The organism is Pseudomonas sp. NY15372, assembly GCF_048068215.1.
GTDB classification, from domain to species: domain Bacteria; phylum Pseudomonadota; class Gammaproteobacteria; order Pseudomonadales; family Pseudomonadaceae; genus Aquipseudomonas; species Aquipseudomonas guariconensis_A.
Genome location: NZ_JBLUPY010000036.1, coordinates 1 through 17018 on the forward strand (window position 1 = coordinate 1; position 17018 = coordinate 17018).

Annotated in this window: 20 protein-coding genes and 1 pseudogene; 8 read left to right on the forward strand and 13 right to left on the reverse strand. The window is 65.3% G+C overall.

The genetic code is table 11. From position 1 onward, the window contains the following. Positions 1-238: 238 nt before the first annotated feature. Together ACNFG0_RS18950 and ACNFG0_RS18955 are read right to left on the reverse strand one after the other, a co-directional pair. Complete coding sequence (locus ACNFG0_RS18950; protein ID WP_416765998.1) at positions 239-469, reverse strand: metallothionein; 231 nt, start codon at positions 467-469, stop codon at positions 239-241. 2 nt (positions 470-471) lie between these two features. Further along, positions 472-948: a phosphotransferase system, HPr-related protein gene (locus ACNFG0_RS18955; RefSeq protein ID WP_416766000.1), complete on the reverse strand. Its 477-nt coding sequence runs from the start codon at positions 946-948 to the stop codon at positions 472-474. A 158-nt stretch (positions 949-1106) separates the two neighbouring features. Here ACNFG0_RS18955 and ligD point away from each other — a divergent pair, with 158 nt between their 5' ends. Both ligD and ACNFG0_RS18965 read left to right on the forward strand, forming a co-directional pair. Further along, the gene (gene ligD, locus ACNFG0_RS18960) at positions 1107-3611 is read left to right on the forward strand and encodes a DNA ligase D (RefSeq protein ID WP_416766001.1); all 2505 of its coding nucleotides are present in this window, start codon (positions 1107-1109) and stop codon (positions 3609-3611) included. Next, positions 3611-3859, forward strand: coding sequence for a hypothetical protein (locus ACNFG0_RS18965; protein ID WP_196146634.1), 249 nt, complete (start codon positions 3611-3613; stop codon positions 3857-3859). The genes ligD and ACNFG0_RS18965 overlap by 1 nt, the downstream gene beginning before the upstream one ends. A gap of 44 nt (positions 3860-3903) precedes the next feature. On the opposite strand, the gene ACNFG0_RS18970 is transcribed toward ACNFG0_RS18965, so the two are convergent. From ACNFG0_RS18970 to ACNFG0_RS18980, 3 genes are all read right to left on the reverse strand, one after another. Beyond that, positions 3904-4746, reverse strand: a complete 843-nt coding sequence (locus ACNFG0_RS18970; RefSeq protein ID WP_196146633.1) for a Ku protein — start codon at positions 4744-4746, stop codon at positions 3904-3906. A gap of 9 nt (positions 4747-4755) precedes the next feature. Beyond that, a complete protein-coding gene (locus ACNFG0_RS18975) occupies positions 4756-4893 on the reverse strand; it encodes a PSPA7_2676 family Cys-rich small protein (RefSeq protein WP_196146632.1) in 138 nt (45 codons plus the stop codon). 78 nt (positions 4894-4971) lie between these two features. Further along, positions 4972-5877 (reverse strand): SDR family oxidoreductase, encoded by a 906-nt coding sequence (locus ACNFG0_RS18980; RefSeq protein WP_196146631.1) that lies wholly within the window; start codon positions 5875-5877, stop codon positions 4972-4974. A gap of 189 nt (positions 5878-6066) precedes the next feature. On the opposite strand from ACNFG0_RS18980, the gene ACNFG0_RS18985 reads away from it, so the two are divergent. Genes ACNFG0_RS18985 through ACNFG0_RS18995 form a run of 3 tightly spaced genes read left to right on the forward strand, consistent with a single transcriptional unit; the run spans position 6067 to position 7544 of the window. Beyond that, positions 6067-6570: a CinA family protein gene (locus ACNFG0_RS18985; protein ID WP_196156245.1), complete on the forward strand. Its 504-nt coding sequence runs from the start codon at positions 6067-6069 to the stop codon at positions 6568-6570. A 15-nt stretch (positions 6571-6585) separates the two neighbouring features. Next, positions 6586-7092, forward strand: a complete 507-nt coding sequence (locus tag ACNFG0_RS18990) for a hypothetical protein (protein ID WP_416766003.1) — start codon at positions 6586-6588, stop codon at positions 7090-7092. A gap of 8 nt (positions 7093-7100) precedes the next feature. Continuing rightward, positions 7101-7544, forward strand: a complete 444-nt coding sequence (locus tag ACNFG0_RS18995; RefSeq protein ID WP_196146628.1) for a DUF421 domain-containing protein — start codon at positions 7101-7103, stop codon at positions 7542-7544. Positions 7545-7648: 104 nt separating this feature from the next. On the opposite strand, the gene ACNFG0_RS19000 is transcribed toward ACNFG0_RS18995, so the two are convergent. The 8 genes and pseudogenes from ACNFG0_RS19000 to ACNFG0_RS19035 form a co-directional block, all read right to left on the reverse strand. Then, on the reverse strand, positions 7649-7882 hold the full coding sequence (locus ACNFG0_RS19000; protein ID WP_416766004.1) for a PLD nuclease N-terminal domain-containing protein: 234 nt from the start codon (positions 7880-7882) through the stop codon (positions 7649-7651). 29 nt (positions 7883-7911) lie between these two features. Then, positions 7912-9063: a carboxylate-amine ligase gene (locus ACNFG0_RS19005; RefSeq protein WP_416766005.1), complete on the reverse strand. Its 1152-nt coding sequence runs from the start codon at positions 9061-9063 to the stop codon at positions 7912-7914. 5 nt (positions 9064-9068) lie between these two features. Further along, the gene (locus tag ACNFG0_RS19010) at positions 9069-10022 is read right to left on the reverse strand and encodes a methyltransferase (protein ID WP_416766006.1); all 954 of its coding nucleotides are present in this window, start codon (positions 10020-10022) and stop codon (positions 9069-9071) included. After that, complete coding sequence (locus ACNFG0_RS19015) at positions 10022-11350, reverse strand: iron-containing redox enzyme family protein (RefSeq protein ID WP_416766007.1); 1329 nt, start codon at positions 11348-11350, stop codon at positions 10022-10024. The genes ACNFG0_RS19010 and ACNFG0_RS19015 overlap by 1 nt, the downstream gene beginning before the upstream one ends. 18 nt (positions 11351-11368) lie before the next feature. Then, positions 11369-11557 carry a hypothetical protein gene (locus ACNFG0_RS19020; RefSeq protein ID WP_196146623.1) on the reverse strand — a complete coding sequence of 63 codons (189 nt, stop codon included), beginning with the start codon at positions 11555-11557 and terminating at the stop codon, positions 11369-11371. 62 nt (positions 11558-11619) lie between these two features. After that, positions 11620-11739, reverse strand: a pseudogene (locus ACNFG0_RS19025) (KGG domain-containing protein); the annotation flags it as partial. Between the two features lie 198 nt (positions 11740-11937). Next, on the reverse strand, positions 11938-12351 hold the full coding sequence (locus tag ACNFG0_RS19030) for a CBS domain-containing protein (RefSeq protein WP_416766008.1): 414 nt from the start codon (positions 12349-12351) through the stop codon (positions 11938-11940). A 147-nt stretch (positions 12352-12498) separates the two neighbouring features. Continuing rightward, positions 12499-13380 carry a Dyp-type peroxidase gene (locus ACNFG0_RS19035; RefSeq protein ID WP_196156237.1) on the reverse strand — a complete coding sequence of 294 codons (882 nt, stop codon included), beginning with the start codon at positions 13378-13380 and terminating at the stop codon, positions 12499-12501. Positions 13381-13665: 285 nt separating this feature from the next. Between ACNFG0_RS19035 and ACNFG0_RS19040 the strand changes: the two genes are divergently transcribed. From ACNFG0_RS19040 to ACNFG0_RS19050, 3 genes are all read left to right on the forward strand, one after another. Next, positions 13666-14568, forward strand: coding sequence for a bile acid:sodium symporter family protein (locus ACNFG0_RS19040; protein ID WP_416766009.1), 903 nt, complete (start codon positions 13666-13668; stop codon positions 14566-14568). Between the two features lie 189 nt (positions 14569-14757). Next, positions 14758-15822, forward strand: coding sequence for an enoyl-CoA hydratase/isomerase family protein (locus ACNFG0_RS19045; RefSeq protein ID WP_416766010.1), 1065 nt, complete (start codon positions 14758-14760; stop codon positions 15820-15822). A gap of 16 nt (positions 15823-15838) precedes the next feature. Then, entirely contained in the window at positions 15839-16990 is a 1152-nt protein-coding gene (locus tag ACNFG0_RS19050) for an acyl-CoA dehydrogenase family protein (RefSeq protein WP_196146619.1), read from the forward strand. Positions 16991-17018 lie beyond the last annotated feature (28 nt).

The window sequence follows — 17018 nt, forward strand, 5'->3', positions numbered from 1 at the left end:
GCGAGGGAACCCCGGAGCGCAGCGTAGGGGCCGGATGCAGGAGCCAGCGTTTTTTGGTTACTTTTTGTCGCGTCTGACAAAAAGTGACCCGCCGTAAGGGCGCAAAGGTGACTCAGCGTCGCCATCGCAAACGGACTTTGCGCTTATGTCAAAACCAGCAGTTTCAAAAAATCGACTGCATTGAAATTTGCGTGATCCTCGGATTCAGCGCTAACCGCTTGCTCATTTCGTCATCGGCTCAAGGCGAAATCGGATCGCTCGCTGGGAAGGTTTCGTCCAGCGCATTGTCCACATTGCTCTCCTTGGGCTGCACCATCTCGGCGCAATTGCAGCCGGCCATGCGGCACGGCTCGCCGTTGCGGTGGCCGGTAGCACAGGCTTCGCAGCAGTAGGCCTTGTCATCTTGCAGCACGGCGTTGGCCTCGACAGTGCAGGCACAGTGGTTGCAGGCACAGCGTTGCTCGGTCATGGTCAGCTCCTTTGTTCATCGTCATCGGGTTCGACCGGCGATACCTCGTCGGTCCAGGGCTCGCCATCGAGCGGCGCGGAACGGGCCAGCTCGGCTTCATCCAAACCGATGCCACCGCCGATCTCGTGTTCCTCGACACGGCGCAGGGTCTTGTCCGCCGGCCCGCCCGCACCACCGGGTTCATGGGGATCGCGGGCACCGGTCTGGTCATAGAGGGTGTCCGGGCTCAGGTCGTCGAGGGTGACGTTGTCCTCGTGCAAGCTGTCGCTCAAGGCTTCGCCGCCACTCATGCCGCTTTCGGCCACGCGCCGCGGAGGGTATTCCTGGGCCACTTCCTGGGCTGGGCGTTCATCGCCGGCCCGGCCTTCGCGCTCGTCTTGACGGTCGCTGAAGTCCAATTCACGCACGCTGCCCATGCGGTCCTCGGTATCGTCGATTTCGACCTGGGGCCTGGTTTTCGGATCATCTGGCTTGGGCATCACGGCTCTCCGTCAGGTGGGTTCATGCGGTCGACTGCCAAGGCCGGGCAATGATTCAGAGTTTCTGCCCGGTGGCGCTTGCAAGCGGAAAGTTTGAACTCTGCCTGGCGCGGCTCCCTCCCACTTCTAGAGACCCGCGTACCGTCCCGGAGCCCGACATGGCCAAGCCTCTGCAGGAGTACCAGCGCAAGCGCGACTTCAATGCCACGCCCGAACCATCCGGCACGCGCCGACGTGGCCAGGCCGCCCATGCGCTGCAGTACTGCATCCAGAAACACGACGCCAGCCACCTGCACTACGATTTCCGCCTGGAGCTCGATGGCACCCTCAAGAGCTGGGCGATCCCCAAGGGCCCTTCCCTGGACCCCAAGGTGCGGCGCCTGGCCGTGCATGTCGAGGACCACCCGCTGGACTACGCCGACTTCGAAGGCCATATCCCCGAGGGGCATTACGGCGCAGGCGATGTGATCGTCTGGGACCGCGGGGTCTGGGAGCCCGAAGGCGACCCCCATGCCGGTTACGCCAAGGGCAAGCTGCGTTTTCGCCTGCAAGGTGAAAAGCTGTCCGGTACCTGGAACCTGTTCCGTACCCACCTGGCCGGCAAGAAGGAGCAGTGGATGCTGGTCAAGTCCCACGACGGCGAGGCGCGCAGCGAGGCCGAGTACAGCATCGTCGAGGCCCAGCCCGACAGCGTGCTCAGCGAACGAACCCTGGTGCCGCGCCGGGCCAAGAACAACGCCAAGCCGGCCAGACGCCCCATCTCGGCACGCGCACGCGCCAGCACGGAGAAGAAAGCCGAGCTGCCCGAGCGCCTGCAGCCGCAGCTGGCCACGCTGGTCGATTCGCCCCCGGCCGGGGATTGGCGCTACGAGGTCAAGTTCGACGGCTACCGTATCCTCGCCCGTATCGACGGTGACAACGTGCGCCTGTTCACCCGCAATGGCCATGACTGGAGCGAAAAGATGCCCCATCAGGTCCGGGCCCTGCGCAAGCTCAAGCTCGAATCCGCGTGGCTCGACGGCGAGGTGGTGGTCGCTGGCGAAAACGGCATGGCCGACTTCCAGGCCCTGCAGAACGCCTTCGACACCGCCCATGACGAGCACATCGTCTACTACCTGTTCGATTTGCCGTTCCTCGGTGGGCAGGACCTGCGTCAAGTGCCGCTGCAGGAACGTCGCGAGACCCTGCGCCAACTGCTGGAGGGGCGCGAGTCGGAGCACGTGCGGTTTTCCGCCGACTTCGACCAGCCCGTCGACTCACTGCTCGACAGCGCTTGCCAGCTGGAACTCGAAGGCCTGATCGGCAAGCGCGCTGACAGCTTCTACGTTGGCCGGCGCAGCAGCGACTGGGTCAAGCTCAAATGCAAGCAACGCCAGGAATTCGTGATTGTCGGTTACACCGACCCCAAGGGCAGCCGCAACGGCTTCGGCGCCCTGCTGTTGGCCCTGCATGACAACGACAGCGGCCAGCTGCGCTATGCCGGCAAGGTCGGTACGGGCTTCAGCGCCACCACGCTCGATAGCATCCATGCGCGGTTAAAACCGCTGGAGGTGCCCAAGCCGGCCCTGGCCAAACCGCCCACCGGGGCCGAGGCCCGTGCCGTGCACTGGCTCAAACCACAACTACTGGCCGAGGTCGCCTATGCCCAGATGACCCGCGACGGTGTAGTACGCCATTCGGTGTTCCATGGCCTGCGCGACGACAAGCCGGCCACTGCCATCGACCTGGAGCGCGCCATGCCCAAAACCCGCCTGCCTACCTCCGGCGCCAAGGCCCAAGCGGCCGAGCTCGGCGAGTTGCGCCTGACCCACCCCGACCGGGTGATCGATGCCACCACCGGCGTGACCAAGCGCCAGGTGGCCGAGTACTACGCCGAAGTCGCCCGCTGGATCCTGCCGCAGCTCAAGGACCGCCCGGTCGCCTTGGTGCGCGCCCCGGACGGCCTGGGCGGCGAGCTGTTCTTCCAGAAGAACGCCGGGCAACTGCACATCCCCAAGGTGATCAGCTACAGCAAGGCCGAGGCCGGCCAGGCGGCGATGGTCCTCAACCATGCCGAAAGCCTGCTGGGCGCGGTGCAGATGAACATGCTCGAGCTGCACACCTGGAACGGCACCGACAAGGACTTCGACAAGCCCGACCGCTTCGTTCTGGACCTGGACCCTGACCCGGCGCTGCCGTGGAAGGCGATGCTCGAGGCCACCCAGCTGACCCTTACCCTGCTTGACGAGCTGGGCCTGAAGGTGTTCCTCAAGACCAGCGGCGGCAAAGGCATCCACCTCGTGGTGCCGCTGACCCGGCGCGCCGGCTGGGACGAGGTCAAGGACTTCAGCCATGCCATCGTCAACTACCTGGCCCGATTGTTCCCCGACCGCCTGAGCGCGGTATCCGGCCCGAAGAACCGGGTCGGGCGGATCTTCATCGACTACCTGCGCAACGGCAAGGGCGCCACCACGGTCAGCGCCTATTCGTTGCGTGCCCGTGAAGGGTTGCCGGTGTCGGTGCCGATCTGGCGCGAGGAGCTGGCCCAGCTCAAGGGCGCCAACCAGTGGCATATCGGCAACCTGGCCGAGCGGCTGGCCGATGTGCAAGACCCTTGGGCCGACTTGACCAAGACCCGCCAGTCGATCACGGCGCGCATGCGCAAGCAGATGGGGATGGGCTGATGGGGCTGGTGATCGACCTGTTGCAATGGCCGGCCATGCTGCTGACGGTGCTGGCGGCCTGGTGCATCGGCTCGCGGCAGCCGCGAAGACGCCGCGTGGGCTTCTGCTGCTTCATCAGCAGTAACGTGCTGTGGGTGATCTGGGGTTGGCAGGTGCAGGCCTGGGCCTTGATCATCCTGCAGTTCTGCCTGTGCGCGATGAACCTACGGGGGTTCAGGAAGAACACCTCGACGCAACCGAGCCCGTGATGGCCCCGTAGAAGCGGCACAAGGCCGCTCCTGCAGAGCCCGCGCTAACCGCTCGATGCCTTGCGCGAACGCTTGGTCGGTTTCTTTTCCGGTGCCGCTTTCTTGCCGCCGAGGCTGCGCTTGAGCAGCTCGGTGAGGTCGATGATATCGGCCCCTTTTTCCGCGGTGCCCTCGCCCTTCTCGACCACACTGATCTTGCCCTTGCTGGCCTTTTCCTCGACCAGGTCGAGAATCGTCTGGCGGAAAGCGTCGTGGTAATCCTCCGGCGTCCAGGGCCCGCTCATGTCTTCGACCAGACGCTTGGCCATGTCCAGCTCGCGCTTGTCCACCTTGGCGTCGGTCACGCTCTTGTCCAGTTCCAGGGTCTCGAGCCCACGCACTTCCTCGGGCCAACGCAGTGTGATCATCACCAGGGCGTCGTCCAGCGGGCGCAACAATGCCAGGTGCTGGCGGGTATGCAGCACGACGGTCGCCAGGGCCACCTTGCCGGTGCTCTCCAGCGTCTCGCGCAGCAACGCATAGACCTTGCCACCGCGCCGGTCAGGGCTCAGGTAGTAGGGCGTGTCAAAATGCTGCAGGGGGATATCGGTGGCTTCGACGAAGGAGAAGATATCGATGGTCTGGGTGGCTTCCGGACGGGCGTTGCGGATCTCCTCCTCGCTGATGATCACATAGTGCCCTTTCTCGTACTCCACGCCCTTGACGATGTTTTCCTTGTCGATCTCCTTGCCCGTGACCTTGTTCACCCGTTTGTAGCCCACCGGCTCCATGCTGCGCTTGTCGAGCCAGTCGAAATCCACACGCTCGGTACGCACGGCCGTGTTGAGGCTGACGGGGATGTGCACCAGACCGAAACTGATCGCGCCTTTCCAGATTGCCCGGGCCATGGCTTGCTCCTAGGGTTCGAACGGTTGGCCGGGCCGGCAGTAGCGCTGCGCGCCACACCGTTCGCAGCACTGGCATTGCAGCCCGGCAATTTCAGAAATGGGCGTGGCGCACCACTGGCAACCACGCAGTAGGCAGATGAATGTCATCGGCCACCTCCCTGCCCCTTCACCGGGGCAACTACTACCAAGGACCGCATGCCGCCCTGAAGGTTTGCTCGCCCTGCCCTACGGCAGCGGGTTGCCACCCGTGACGCCGAACACCTCGCCGGTGATGTAGCTGGACTCTTGGGACGCCAGCAGCACGTACACCGGAGCACATTCGGCCGGCTGCCCCGGGCGCTTCATCGGCGACTGCGAACCGAACTCCGGGATTTTCTCCGGCGGCTGGCCACCGCTGGGCTGCAGCACCGTCCAGATCGGCCCCGGCGCCACGGCGTTGACCCGGATGCCACGCTCGACCACCTGTTTGGCCAAGGCCTTGGTGAAGGCAACGATGGCCGCCTTGGTGGTGGCGTAGTCGAGCAGCGTCGCCGAAGGCTGGTAGGACTGGATGGAGGCGGTGTTGATGATCGTCGCCCCGGCCGGCATCAGCGGCACGGCCGCCTGGCACAGCCAGAACAGCGCGTAGACGTTGGTCTTGAGGGTATGGTCGAACTGTTCATGGCTGATCTGGCCGATGTCCTTGCGTGCCTCCTGCTTGCCGGCCACGTTGACCAGGATATCCAGGCCACCAAGTTGTTCATGGGCCTGGTCGACCAATTCCTTGCAGAACACTTCGTCTTTCAGGTCACCGGGAATGGCGATCGCCTGGCGTCCTTCGGCCTCGATCAGTTTGATCACCTCGCGGGCGTCGGCCTGCTCCATGGGCATGTAGTTGAGCGCGATGTCGGCCCCCTCGCGGGCGAAGGCAATCGCCACGGCGCGGCCGATCCCCGAGTCGGCTCCGGTGATCAGCGCCTTGCGCCCGGCCAGGCGGCCGAAGCCCTTGTAGGTGTCTTCGCCATGGTCGGGCTTGGGCTGCATGTTGGCATCGAGGCCTGGTGGAGCCTGGGTCTGGTCGGGAAATGGCGGGTGCGGGTACTGGGTCAGCGGGTTCTGCATGCTGAACTGGTCACGGGGTTTGTTGGGCATGGCGTGCCTCCTTATTCGGCATTTCAACGAACGGCTTGGCCCGCGAGGGCACCTAAGCGTTCGAGGCCGCCCGGCAAACGAAGGTTTGTCCGGCCCGCCGGGTGTGCCGACGGGTGGTAGATGCAGGCCGGATGAACCATTGGCCTAGGCCTGGCGTCCATCGCAAAAGGCCCGAACGAGGCGCAGCCAATGCATGACGATCCCGTCCAGGATGTCCTGGACTACCTCAAAGCCCATGAGCTGGTCCTGACCACAGCCGAGTCGTGTACCGCCGGGCGCATGGTCGCCCTGCTGGCCGAGCACCCAGGGCTTGGCGAGTCGCTGGAGAGCGGCTACGTGGTGTACTCGCCCAAGGCCAAGCAGCGCCTGCTGGGAGTCAGCACGGCGACCATCGAGCGCTATGGGCTGACCAGCGAGGCAGTCGCCTGGGAAATGGCCCTCGGTGCACTCAAGGACAGCACCGCCAATGTCGCCATCGCCACCACCGGCGTGGCCGGCCCCGAGGGCACCGACGGTATCGCCCCGGGCACCTTGTGCTTCGCCTGGGCCTTCGATGGCGAGCCGATCGCCGTCTTCACCCGCAGCCAGCGCTTTTTCGGCGACCGCGCCGAGGTGTTGCGCCAGGCCGCGCTGTATGGGCTGACCCGCCTGCGTCACTACCACGAGCGCTGGCTGCGGGGTGAGCGGGCCTGACCGAAGGAGCCACCGATGAGCGACGATGAACAGCGCTCGCGAAACCAGCCAGTACAGGAAGACATGCCCATGCAGCGCCGGGTCTGGCGTTTCGAGCGGGTCGGCTGGTACATGCTGGTGCTGCTGGTACTGCTGGCCTTGGCGGGGCTGTTCGGCAATGGCCCGCTCAGCCGGGCCGAGGTTTCCAGCGCCGACGGTCGGGTGAAGGTCGAATACCAGCGCTTCAACCGTGCCGGGGCCATGGACAGCATGCGCATCAGCGTGCATGGCAGCGGCGACGGGCCGGTGACGGTGGTGCTCAGCGGTTCGCTGTTTCGCGAGGCCAGCATCGAGACGATGCAGCCTCAACCGCTGGCGTCGCTGTCCCAGGGCCAGGCCTTGCAGCTGCAGTTGGGCACCGGCGGCGATGGCAAGGCCACCCTCTACCTGACACTGCGAGCCGATGCACCCGGCCCGCTCGAAGGCGTGGTGCGCGCCGGGCCGAACAGCGCCGTACGCTTTTCCAGCTTCGTCTATCCCTAGGAGCCGTCATGGATTCGATCCTTCGCGCCGCTGCCATGTACGTCGCCCTGATGCTGTTGTTCCGCATCGCTGGCCGGCGCTCGCTGGGCGATTTGACCACCTTCGACTTCGTGCTGCTGATGATCATCGGCGAAGCGACCCAGCAAGCGTTGCTGGGCGAGGACTTCTCGTTCATCAACGCCATGCTGGTGATCGCCACCCTGATCATGCTGGACGTGGGATTGTCGCTGGCCAAGTTGAAATCCCGGCGCCTGGCCCGAGTGCTGGACGGCCATGCCACCTTGGTGGTGGAACATGGGCGATTCCTGCATGGACGCATGCGCAAGGCGCGCCTGACCGAGGACGATATCCTCGAGTCGGCGCGCGACAGCCAAGGGGTGGAGACGGTGGAGCAGATCCGCTATGCGATTGTGGAGCGTAACGGCAAGATCTCGATCATCAAGGAGGCATGATCGGCGTAGCTTCATCGCGGGACAAGCCCGCTCCCACAAAGGACCTGCAAACTCAAATAGTTATGCGTTGTTCTATGAGAGCGGGCTTGCCCCGCGATGGGATTTCAACCCTTGCTGTGCTCCGGCGATGTAGGCCCGGTGCCGGGCTTGATACCCCGGGGCCCGAACAGGCCCCAGATGACCAGCCCGACCACGGGGAAGATCACCAGCAGCAAGGCCCAGAGGATCTTGGTGCTGTCACGTTCTTCACTGCGGAACACACTGACGATGGCCCATAGGTCCACCAACAGGATGATTGCCGCAACCGCTATCCAGAAGTAGATCATCAGATCGCCCATGGCGAGTACCTCCTCGAATACGAATGGGTTCAGACGTGCCCCTGGGCCAGGGCGAGCACCGGCTCGCAGCCCCGCCCCTGGGCCAACACCTGGTCGACCACCGCGTGCAAGGCTTGGCGTGCATCCAGGCCCGCGCCGCGGGCCTGCTCCAGGCAGTCGAGCTGGTGGTCAGCGCTGGTGCCCTCGCGCAGGATGCGCTGGGCCTGGATGAAAGCGCGCTCGGCATCCACCGTGGCGGCCGGGTAACGGGCCTGCAACTGCGCGAGCCAGTCTTCGGCGGTGACCGGCGCCTGCTCGTGCACGCCGATGTATTGCCCATGCCGGCCATGGCGTTTGGCGCGCCAGTAGTTCTCCTGGGTGATCCAGCGCGTCTCTCGGGTGAGTGGGTCCAGGGCATGGTGGTTGGCCAGGCAGCTTTCCACCAGGTGACGGAACAGCCCGGCGATGCACAGCGCATCCTCCAGGCGCGGGCAGGCGTCGCAAATGCGCAGCTCAACCGTGGGGAAGCGTCGGGACGGGCGGATCGCCCACCAGAAGTCTCCGTCCTTGGCCAACGCTCCCGTACGTTCGAGCAATGCCCGGTAGCGCTCGTAGGCCCCCCAGTCGACCAGGGGTTCGGGCAGTTCCATGTGCGGCCACTCGGCACAGATCACCCGCCGGTAGCTCATGTAGCCTGTGCAGTGCCCACCCCAGAACGGCGACGAAGTGCTCAGCAGCAAGAACAACGGCAGCCAGTACAACACCCGGTTGATCAACTGGATGCGGTCGCACCCCGGCGGCACGCCGACATGGACATGCAAGCCGGACAGCAGGCTGCGCCGGGCCACGTGCTGGTAGTCGTCGAACACTTGCCGGTAATGCGGCGTGGTCCTGGCCCGTTGGCGCAGCCATTGGGCGCTGGGGTGGCTGGCGGCGCAGTACAGACCCACGCCTTCCTGGGCCAGGGCCTCAGCCAGGCGCTGGCGGCTGCTCGCCAGAAACTGGTGCGCCTCATGCAGGTTACCGAACACCGGCGAGGCAACCTCGATCTGGCTGCGGAACATCTCCTCGGCGAAATACGGGCCCATGATCTCCCGGCAACGCCGAGCCACCCCCAGCGATGGCGTGGCCAGTACCCGGCCGCTGCCCAGGTCCACGAGCAAGTATTCTTCCTCGATACCAAACGTGCAGGGTCGGTACATGGCCATCAGGTGTTACGGGTGACGGTCAACGCCACCGCTGCGATGCGCTCGACCTGCTCGTAGCCCGGCTCGAGCAACTGTTCGCCGAACACATCTGGGTCCACTTCGCGGTACACCCAGCTCCATTGGGGCCCGGCCAGGCACAGGCGGACGGCCTCGAGCAGCGCGTCCCGGCCCTCGACGATGGCCACGCCCGTGTAAAGCAACAGCGAGCCGCCAGGGCTCAGGCGTTCGCGCGCCTGCTCGACGATACGCAAGGACAGTCCAGCGCCCAGCGCCCCACCGCCATGGCGATAGACCCGCTCGCTCGTATCCAGCATGTACGGTGGATTGGCGACGATCAGGTCAAAGGTGCCGGTGATGCCGTCAAGCAGGTCGCTCGGCTCCACCGAGAGGTTGCCCACGCCCGCCAGGGCTGCGTTGATGGCGGTGTAGCGCAGGGCCAGCGGGTTGATGTCCACCGCGCTGACCTGGGCGTGCTGGGCAGCACGCGCGATCAGCAGTGCGCCGACACCGCTGCCGCAACCGATATCCACCGCATGCTGGACAGGGTTGGGGCAGCGCTGGAGATGGTCATGGATCACCTGGGCGAAACGGTAGCTGTCCGGGCCGAAGAACACAGCGTCGCTGGCATCGGTGGGAAACGCCGAATGCACCAGCAATAGGTCGTCCAGGCTGGACCAGCGCACCGTGCTGCGCAGCAGTTCGCCCTCCTCGACCACCACCTGCGCCGCGGTCAGTTGTGCAAGCTCGTCGGCCGAAATCAACGAAGCGGCGAACGGCCGACTCCAGCCGAACACATCGCGCAGCGTACGCGCCCGTCCGGCCCCTTCGCGGGCGTTGTTGCGGGCATGGGTCGCCGGCGTCACGCAGGTGAAGCGATAGCCATCGGCGCGCAAACGCCGGCCCAGTTGTAGCAGGGCCTCGTCGGCCTGGATCTGTTCTTCGGCGAGCAGCATCAGCGGGACTCCTCCTGGGCAAGCCCGGTGGCCTGGATATACGCGCGGGTTGCGCGCAGGCCTTCCGGCAGGGCGTGGCCGTTGCCAGCCATGCGTTCGATCAGCACCGACACCGGCGTGCGCTCGATGCCGGTGTCGTCCGGCTCGACATCCAACTGCCAGCTACCAGGCGCCACCCGGGGTTGCCGGGGCGCTTCCCAGCCATTGGCGATCCAGTCGTGCCAAAGCTGCTTCTCGTAGGCACTGAACACGCCGAACATGGCGGCGGCCGGGCCTTCGATCAACTTCCACAGGCGACTGCGCGCCGGATCTTCACCCCGACGCACCCAGCCCTGGCCCTGCAGGGCCTTGAGAAAGCCCGGCATGGCGTCGGCTTCGGACAACCACTCGTTGATGCTGCGCCCCTGCAGGCGGCAGTGGTCCGAATGCATCATTTGGCCGAAGGCGCGCTTGCGCTCCAGGGCCGCGAGCAATTCGTCCTCGAGGTCGAAGCTGGCGATCAGGCTGGGTGTGTCGGTGCCCAGGTCGTTGAGCCGATAGCCGCGCCGTACCCGTTGATAGAACCCCTCGCCGTCCTCTGCCGGCCAAAGTTGGCGCAGCGCCTGGATGGCCTTGTGGGCATGACCGCTGGCGGCATTGTCGATGGTCACGTGCAGCTGGAAATAATGACCATCGATGCCCAGCTCGGCCAATTCATGAGTGGTGATCAACAGATGCAACGGCGGTTGTTCATAGCCGAGGTTATAGCCGATCACCTCGGGCAGGAACGCCTCGGTGTTCTGCCCCAGGGCCAACTGCACGGCCCCTTGCAGGTAGCGCTCCGGCGCCAGAGGCAGCGGTTCGAGGCAGCCCAGGCGGCTGAGCAGGCGCTGGTAGATCAACACATGGTTGCAGCGTGGGTCGCCGTCGCCCAGTTCTTCCAGGTAGGTGCGGATCAACCCGTGGTAGCGTGGGTCGGGCCATTGGTGCAGCAGGCCTTGCAGCCATGCGCCATCCACCGCCTTGGTCGGCGCCACCTGCTGGAGGAACCACAGGGCCTGGGCGCGGTTGGCGAAGTAGCGGCGTGGCGCCCCTTGGCGCCGCGCCTGCAGGTAGGCCGCATGGTCACGGGCGACCTTGGCGGCATGTCGCGCGGACCAATCGTCCAGTTGCGCGGCTGAAGTGGGCAGGTCATCGGGCAGCGTGTCAGCCCGGTCCAGTTGTTCGGCAAGCCACAGGGCGCTGTCTTCGCAACGGCCTTGCAGCAGGGCCTGGTAGCGTCGCTCCAGGCTGTCGTTCGCGGCCAAGGCCGGCGCCACGGGGGCGGCCTTGCGGGTCATGACCGTCATGCCTCACTCCTTGCGCGATCAGTTGTCTTGGGACGGTACCGGCTGCGAGTCAGGGGCAGGCTCGGTGGCCGGCGCGTCAGGCTTTTGCATTTGCAGTGACGGTTTGCTGGGGTCGGCGTCCTTGGCCGGGTGATCGTCGTCGCGATCGAAACATCCGCCCACGAGCGTCAAGCTGCCGAGCAGGCAGATCAATGGGGCCATGCGCATAGGAAATCCTCCTGGCAGAAAGTGATCGCAGTGCCAGGACGCCTGGCACTGCGTTGCCTCACTTACGAGCGGCCGCCCTTGCGGCTCGACTCGCTGGAACGGCCGCCACCGGAGTGCTGCCCGCCTTTACGGCCGGCTTCGGAAGCTTTCTCGCGGTCGTTGGCGAAATTGCCTGGGTTTTTCGATCCACCCTGGCTGCCGGTCCTGCTGTTTTCTTTATTGGCCATGGTCTGTTACCTCGTGTGGCTTCGGAATGCACGGCCGCTGCCGTACATAGCTTGGGAGTACGGCGATAAAACGGGATTCGCTTTATTCCGGCACCCACCGGACCGGTGGCATTAAATAAGCGGCCATTGTTTATTTGGCGCGCAAGGTTTGCCTCAATGGGCCTTGGCCACGCCCTGGAGCACTTCGCCGCATACGTGGTTTTGCCGCGCGCTGGCCAGGTTGCCCAGCGACACGATGCCGACCAGGCGTTTCTCGCTGTCGACTACCGGCAGGCGGCGCTTCTCGATATCGGCCATGTTCGCCGCCACGGTTTCGACGTCGTCGCTGTCGAAGCAGTAGCAGACCTTGTCGCTCATCAGCGATTGCACGGCGCTGTCCAGCGAGCGCCCGTCGGCCACGCCACGGATAACGATGTCGCGGTCGGTGATGACGCCGATCATCTTGTCGTTGTCGCCGACCACCAGCGAGCCGATATCCTGCTCGCGCATCAGCTGGGCGGCCTCGCGCAGGCTGGTGTCGGGGTTCACGACCTGGACGTCACGGCTCATGATCTCGGAAATTTTCATGGGGTGTCCTCCTCTGTTCTGGGAAAAGTTCCGTCGGTTGCACAACGGTAGAGGACAGGGTCGAGCGCGGGTTTGAAGGGTGGCGTGGGTTAGCCGATGGATGGTGGGGTAGGCAACCGCCGGCGCGTGGCCGGCGGCATTCGAAGGTCAGGCCTGCAACAACAAGCTCAGGTCGACACCGGCCGGGCCCATGGGCGGGCACCAGTAGTAGCCGCCGGTCAGCGGGCGGCTGAAGCGGTACAGGCCATCGATGATGCCGTCTTCCAGGCCGCTCATGCGCCGCAGCTGCACCTCGAAGGCATCCAGCGAATGGCCCAGGGCCACGAAGGCCAGGCCCGCGCCACGCTCGTCGGCCCAGGCCACGGAGCGCCGCACGACGAACGCCTCCGGGGCGAAGCTTTCCTGGGCGGTCCGCTTGACGTGGGCCGATGCGGGGGCGTCGTCCAGCTCTTCGTTGTCGCTCAGACGACGGCCGATGATGTTGTCCTGCTCCTGCTGGGGCAACGACTTGAAGTAGTTCAGATCGTGCTTCCACAGCTGGAAGGCGGCGAAGCTGGAGCCGGCCAGGCCGGCCTGGTCGCCGGCGACGATGGCAGCCTCCACGGCCGCTTCGTCCAGCGGGTTCTCGGTGCCGTCCTCGTAGCCGGTCAGGTCATGGCCGCCGCGATGCAGGAAGCCATCGACGCTGTCCACCAGGCGCAATGCCGGGGCCAACATTTGCTCCAGGGACTGGGCGCGCAGGAACAGGTCGCCACGTTGCTCGCCGCGCAACCACAGCCACAGGGCGTGCTGGGTGCTGGGGTTTTCCACTATCGCATCCAACTGAGGGAAGGCGCGCAGGCCAGGAACCTCACGGCCCAGCGCCTTGACCAGGGGGGCACCCACGCAGAGGATCAGGCTCTGCCCATCGACCTGCGGCAACAAGGCGTCGAGTGCCGCCGGCAGCGCTTCGGCCGACTGTACGGCGAAGAACAGGTGGCGGGCGTGTGCGGGAACGGGTGTGGCAAGCAGACCTTGCTGGAACGGCATGTGTGGCTAATCCTCGGGTAAGAGCGTAGTGCTTGGTTGGGCCTGCTGTGCAGGCCATCGCGGGGCAAGCCCGCTCCTACAGGAGGTCGTAGAAGCAGGCTTGTCTCGCGATGGGCCACGCAGCAGTCTCAGAAACCCGGAATGCTAGAGCCGTGCGGCGCTGCCTTCAAGCGGCAAATCGACTCGGGGCAGGCGCAACGACCCGCTTTAGCGTTCGCACAACTGCAACGTGCCGGGTACCAAGTTGCGGCTAGACTGCCTTCAACTTGCTAAAGGAATGCCACCATGACCGCGTCGCCGCTGCTCACCGCTGTCCTGCCTCTCGCCCTGGGCATCATCATGCTTGGGTTGGGGCTCTCGCTCACCCTGGCCGACTTCGCCCGGGTGGTGAAATATCCCAAGCCGGTCGTGGTGGGCCTGGCATGCCAAATCCTGCTGCTGCCGCTGGTGTGCTTCTTGATCGCCAACGGCCTGGGCCTGGAGTCGGCCCTGGCGGTGGGCCTGATGCTGCTGGCTGCCTCGCCCGGCGGCACCACGGCCAACCTGTTCAGCCACCTGGCCCATGGTGATGTGGCGCTGAACATCACCCTGACAGCGGTCAATTCGCTGATCGCCATACTGACCATGCCGCTGCTGGTGAACCTGTCGCTGATGTGGTTCATGGCCTCGGACCAGGCCATCCCTCTGCAATTTGCCAAGGTCATGCAGGTGTTCGCCATCGTCCTGCTGCCGGTGGCCCTGGGCATGCTGGTCCGCCGCTGGGCACCCGCCTTCGCCAACCGCATGGAGAAACCCATGAAGCTGCTGGCGGCATTGTTCCTGGCCTTTACCATCATCCTGGCCCTGGCCAAGGACTGGCAAACCGTGGTCGAGTATGCGCCGGTGGTGGGCGGCGCCGCGCTGCTGTTCAACCTACTCAGCCTGGGGGTGGGCTACTGGGTGCCAAGAATGCTGAACATCCCGCGCCGGCAAGCGATTGCCATCGGCATGGAGATCGGCATCCACAACGGCACCCTGGCGATCGCCCTGGCCCTGAGCCCTTCGCTGCTGAACAACGCGACCATGGCAGTGCCCGCGGCGCTCTACAGCCTGATCATGTTCTTCACCGCCGCGGCGTTCGGCTGGTGGGTCAGCCGCGGCCAGGCGCAGGGCGTATCCCAGGCCCAGCGCCCCGCCGCGGGCGATTGAACCGGGTATGGCACGCCCCCACGCGCTACAGTGACAGGACGGGCCTGGAGGACCGTACCACGCAAAAATGCAGAAAGGTGCTGCAGATTTGTCGATTGTGCATGGCATATTCGCATGCCAGGATCCTGCGATCCTCCAGCGCACTCCAAACTTCACTTGGAAAATCAATAACAAAGCAGGGAGACCGCGATGAACGCGCATGCTCATTCCGAGGCCCAGGTACTGGCCGAAATCCGTAACCATATCGGCCACCTGACCCTCAATCGTCCCGCCGGCCTCAATGCCCTGACCCTCGACATGGTGCGTAGTCTGCAACGTCACCTGGACCAATGGGCCGAAGACCCGCAGGTGCACGCCGTGGTGCTGCGTGGCGAAGGCCCCAAGGGCTTCTGCGCCGGCGGCGATATCCGTTCGCTGCACGACAGCTTCAAGGCCGGCACCCGCCTGCACACGGATTTCTTCGTCGAAGAGTACGCCCTGGACCTGTGCATCCATCACTACCGCAAGCCGGTGATGGTGCTCATGGACGGCTTCACCCTCGGTGGCGGCATGGGCCTGGCACAAGGCGCAGACCTGCGCGTGGTCACCGAGCGCAGCCGCCTGGGCATGCCGGAAGTGGCCATCGGCTATTTCCCGGATGTCGGCGGCAGCTATTTCCTGTCACGCATTCCCGGCGAGCTGGGCACCTACCTGGGCGTCAGCGGCACGCAGATCCAGGCCGCCGACGCGCTCTACTGCGGCCTGGCCGATTGGTACCTGGAGAGCGACAAACTCGCCGCCCTGGACGCCGGCCTCGACCGCCTGGCCTTCGGCGAGCACCCGCTCAAGGACCTGCAAGGCCTGCTGGCCAAGCTCGGCACCCAGGTGCTGGACGACGCGCCCCTGGCCAAGCTGCGCCCGGTGATCGATCACTTCTTCGCCCTGCCCGACCTGCCCAGCATCATCGAGCAATTGCGCGCCGTAAGCATCGGCGACAGCCACCAATGGGCCCTGACCACCGCCGACCAGCTGGAAAGCCGCTCGCCCCTGGCCATGGCGGTTACATTGGAGATGCTGCGTCGCGGGCGCCACCTGAGCTTGGAGGCGTGCTTCGCCATGGAGCTGCACCTGGACCGCCAATGGTTCGAGTACGGCGACATCATCGAGGGCGTGCGCGCCCTGATCATCGACAAGGACAAGCAGCCACGCTGGAACCCGCCGACCCTCGCCGGGCTCGACCGCCAACGCGTGGAGCAATTCTTCGAAGGCCTGTGAGCCGGGGAGTACACAGATGCAAGACCTGGAACTGAGCGAAGAACAGATCATGATCCGCGACATGGCCCGGGACTTCGCCCGTGGCGAGATCGCGCCCAACGCCCAGGCGTGGGAAAAGGCGGCCTGGATCGACGATGCAGTGGTGCGCAAGATGGGCGAGTTGGGCCTGCTCGGCATGGTGGTGCCGGAAGCCTTCGGCGGCAGCTACACCGACTACGTGGCCTATGCCCTCGCGGTCGAGGAAATCGCCGCCGGCGACGGCGCAACCGGTGCCTTGATGAGCATTCACAACTCGGTCGGCTGCGGCCCGCTGCTGGCCTATGGCACGCCCGAGCAGCAACAGGCCTGGCTGCCGCGCCTGGCCAGCGGCGAGGTGATCGGTTGTTTCTGCCTGACCGAACCCCAGGCCGGCTCCGAGGCCCACAACCTGCGCACCCGCGCCGAGCTGATAGATGGCCATTGGGTGATCAACGGCGCCAAGCAATTCGTCAGCAATGCCCGCCGCGCGGGGCTGGCCATCGTCTTCGCGGTGACCGACCCGGAGCTTGGCAAAAAAGGCCTCTCGGCGTTCTTGGTACCCACCGACAACCCCGGTTTCAAGGTCGACCGCAGCGAGCACAAGATGGGGATCCGCGCCTCCGATACCTGCGCAGTGACCCTGGACGACTGCCGCATCCCGGCCGCCAACCTGCTGGGCGAGCGTGGCAAGGGCCTGGCCATCGCCTTGTCCAACCTCGAGGGTGGCCGCATCGGCATCGCCGCCCAGGCCCTGGGCATCGCCCGCGCCGCATTCGAGGCGGCGCTGGCGTACTCCCGCGATCGCGTGCAGTTCGGTAAGCCGATCAATGAACACCAGAGCATCGCCAACCTGCTCGCCGACATGCAGGTGCAGGTCAATGCCGCACGCCTGTTGATCCTCCACGCCGCGCGCCTGCGCAGCGCCGGCAAACCGTGCCTCTCCGAAGCCTCCCAGGCCAAGCTGTTCGCCTCGGAGATGGCCGAACGGGTGTGCTCGATGGCGATCCAGGTGCATGGCGGCTACGGCTACCTCGAGGACTACCCAGTGGAGCGCTATTACCGCGATGCGCGTATCACGCAGATCTACGAGGGGTCGAGCGAGATCCAGCGCATGCTGATCGCGCGGGAACTCAAGCACTATCCGTTGTGAGGTCCATTGGGGCCTACGCGGCCCTTTC

Bases quoted from the DNA above. Each gene is read 5' to 3' on its own strand.
- ACNFG0_RS18950 (WP_416765998.1), bottom strand. From the start codon at position 469: ATGACCGAGCAACGCTGTGCCTGCAACCACTGTGCCTGCACTGTCGAG.
- ACNFG0_RS18955 (WP_416766000.1), bottom strand. From the start codon at position 948: ATGCCCAAGCCAGATGATCCGAAAACCAGGCCCCAGGTCGAAATCGAC.
- ligD (WP_416766001.1), top strand. From the start codon at position 1,107: ATGGCCAAGCCTCTGCAGGAGTACCAGCGCAAGCGCGACTTCAATGCC.
- ACNFG0_RS18965 (WP_196146634.1), top strand. From the start codon at position 3,611: ATGGGGCTGGTGATCGACCTGTTGCAATGGCCGGCCATGCTGCTGACG.
- ACNFG0_RS18970 (WP_196146633.1), bottom strand. From the start codon at position 4,746: ATGGCCCGGGCAATCTGGAAAGGCGCGATCAGTTTCGGTCTGGTGCAC.
- ACNFG0_RS18975 (WP_196146632.1), bottom strand. From the start codon at position 4,893: ATGACATTCATCTGCCTACTGCGTGGTTGCCAGTGGTGCGCCACGCCC.
- ACNFG0_RS18980 (WP_196146631.1), bottom strand. From the start codon at position 5,877: ATGCCCAACAAACCCCGTGACCAGTTCAGCATGCAGAACCCGCTGACC.
- ACNFG0_RS18985 (WP_196156245.1), top strand. From the start codon at position 6,067: ATGCATGACGATCCCGTCCAGGATGTCCTGGACTACCTCAAAGCCCAT.
- ACNFG0_RS18990 (WP_416766003.1), top strand. From the start codon at position 6,586: ATGAGCGACGATGAACAGCGCTCGCGAAACCAGCCAGTACAGGAAGAC.
- ACNFG0_RS18995 (WP_196146628.1), top strand. From the start codon at position 7,101: ATGGATTCGATCCTTCGCGCCGCTGCCATGTACGTCGCCCTGATGCTG.
- ACNFG0_RS19000 (WP_416766004.1), bottom strand. From the start codon at position 7,882: ATGGGCGATCTGATGATCTACTTCTGGATAGCGGTTGCGGCAATCATC.
- ACNFG0_RS19005 (WP_416766005.1), bottom strand. From the start codon at position 9,063: ATGTACCGACCCTGCACGTTTGGTATCGAGGAAGAATACTTGCTCGTG.
- ACNFG0_RS19010 (WP_416766006.1), bottom strand. From the start codon at position 10,022: ATGCTGCTCGCCGAAGAACAGATCCAGGCCGACGAGGCCCTGCTACAA.
- ACNFG0_RS19015 (WP_416766007.1), bottom strand. From the start codon at position 11,350: ATGACGGTCATGACCCGCAAGGCCGCCCCCGTGGCGCCGGCCTTGGCC.
- ACNFG0_RS19020 (WP_196146623.1), bottom strand. From the start codon at position 11,557: ATGCGCATGGCCCCATTGATCTGCCTGCTCGGCAGCTTGACGCTCGTG.
- ACNFG0_RS19030 (WP_416766008.1), bottom strand. From the start codon at position 12,351: ATGAAAATTTCCGAGATCATGAGCCGTGACGTCCAGGTCGTGAACCCC.
- ACNFG0_RS19035 (WP_196156237.1), bottom strand. From the start codon at position 13,380: ATGCCGTTCCAGCAAGGTCTGCTTGCCACACCCGTTCCCGCACACGCC.
- ACNFG0_RS19040 (WP_416766009.1), top strand. From the start codon at position 13,666: ATGACCGCGTCGCCGCTGCTCACCGCTGTCCTGCCTCTCGCCCTGGGC.
- ACNFG0_RS19045 (WP_416766010.1), top strand. From the start codon at position 14,758: ATGAACGCGCATGCTCATTCCGAGGCCCAGGTACTGGCCGAAATCCGT.
- ACNFG0_RS19050 (WP_196146619.1), top strand. From the start codon at position 15,839: ATGCAAGACCTGGAACTGAGCGAAGAACAGATCATGATCCGCGACATG.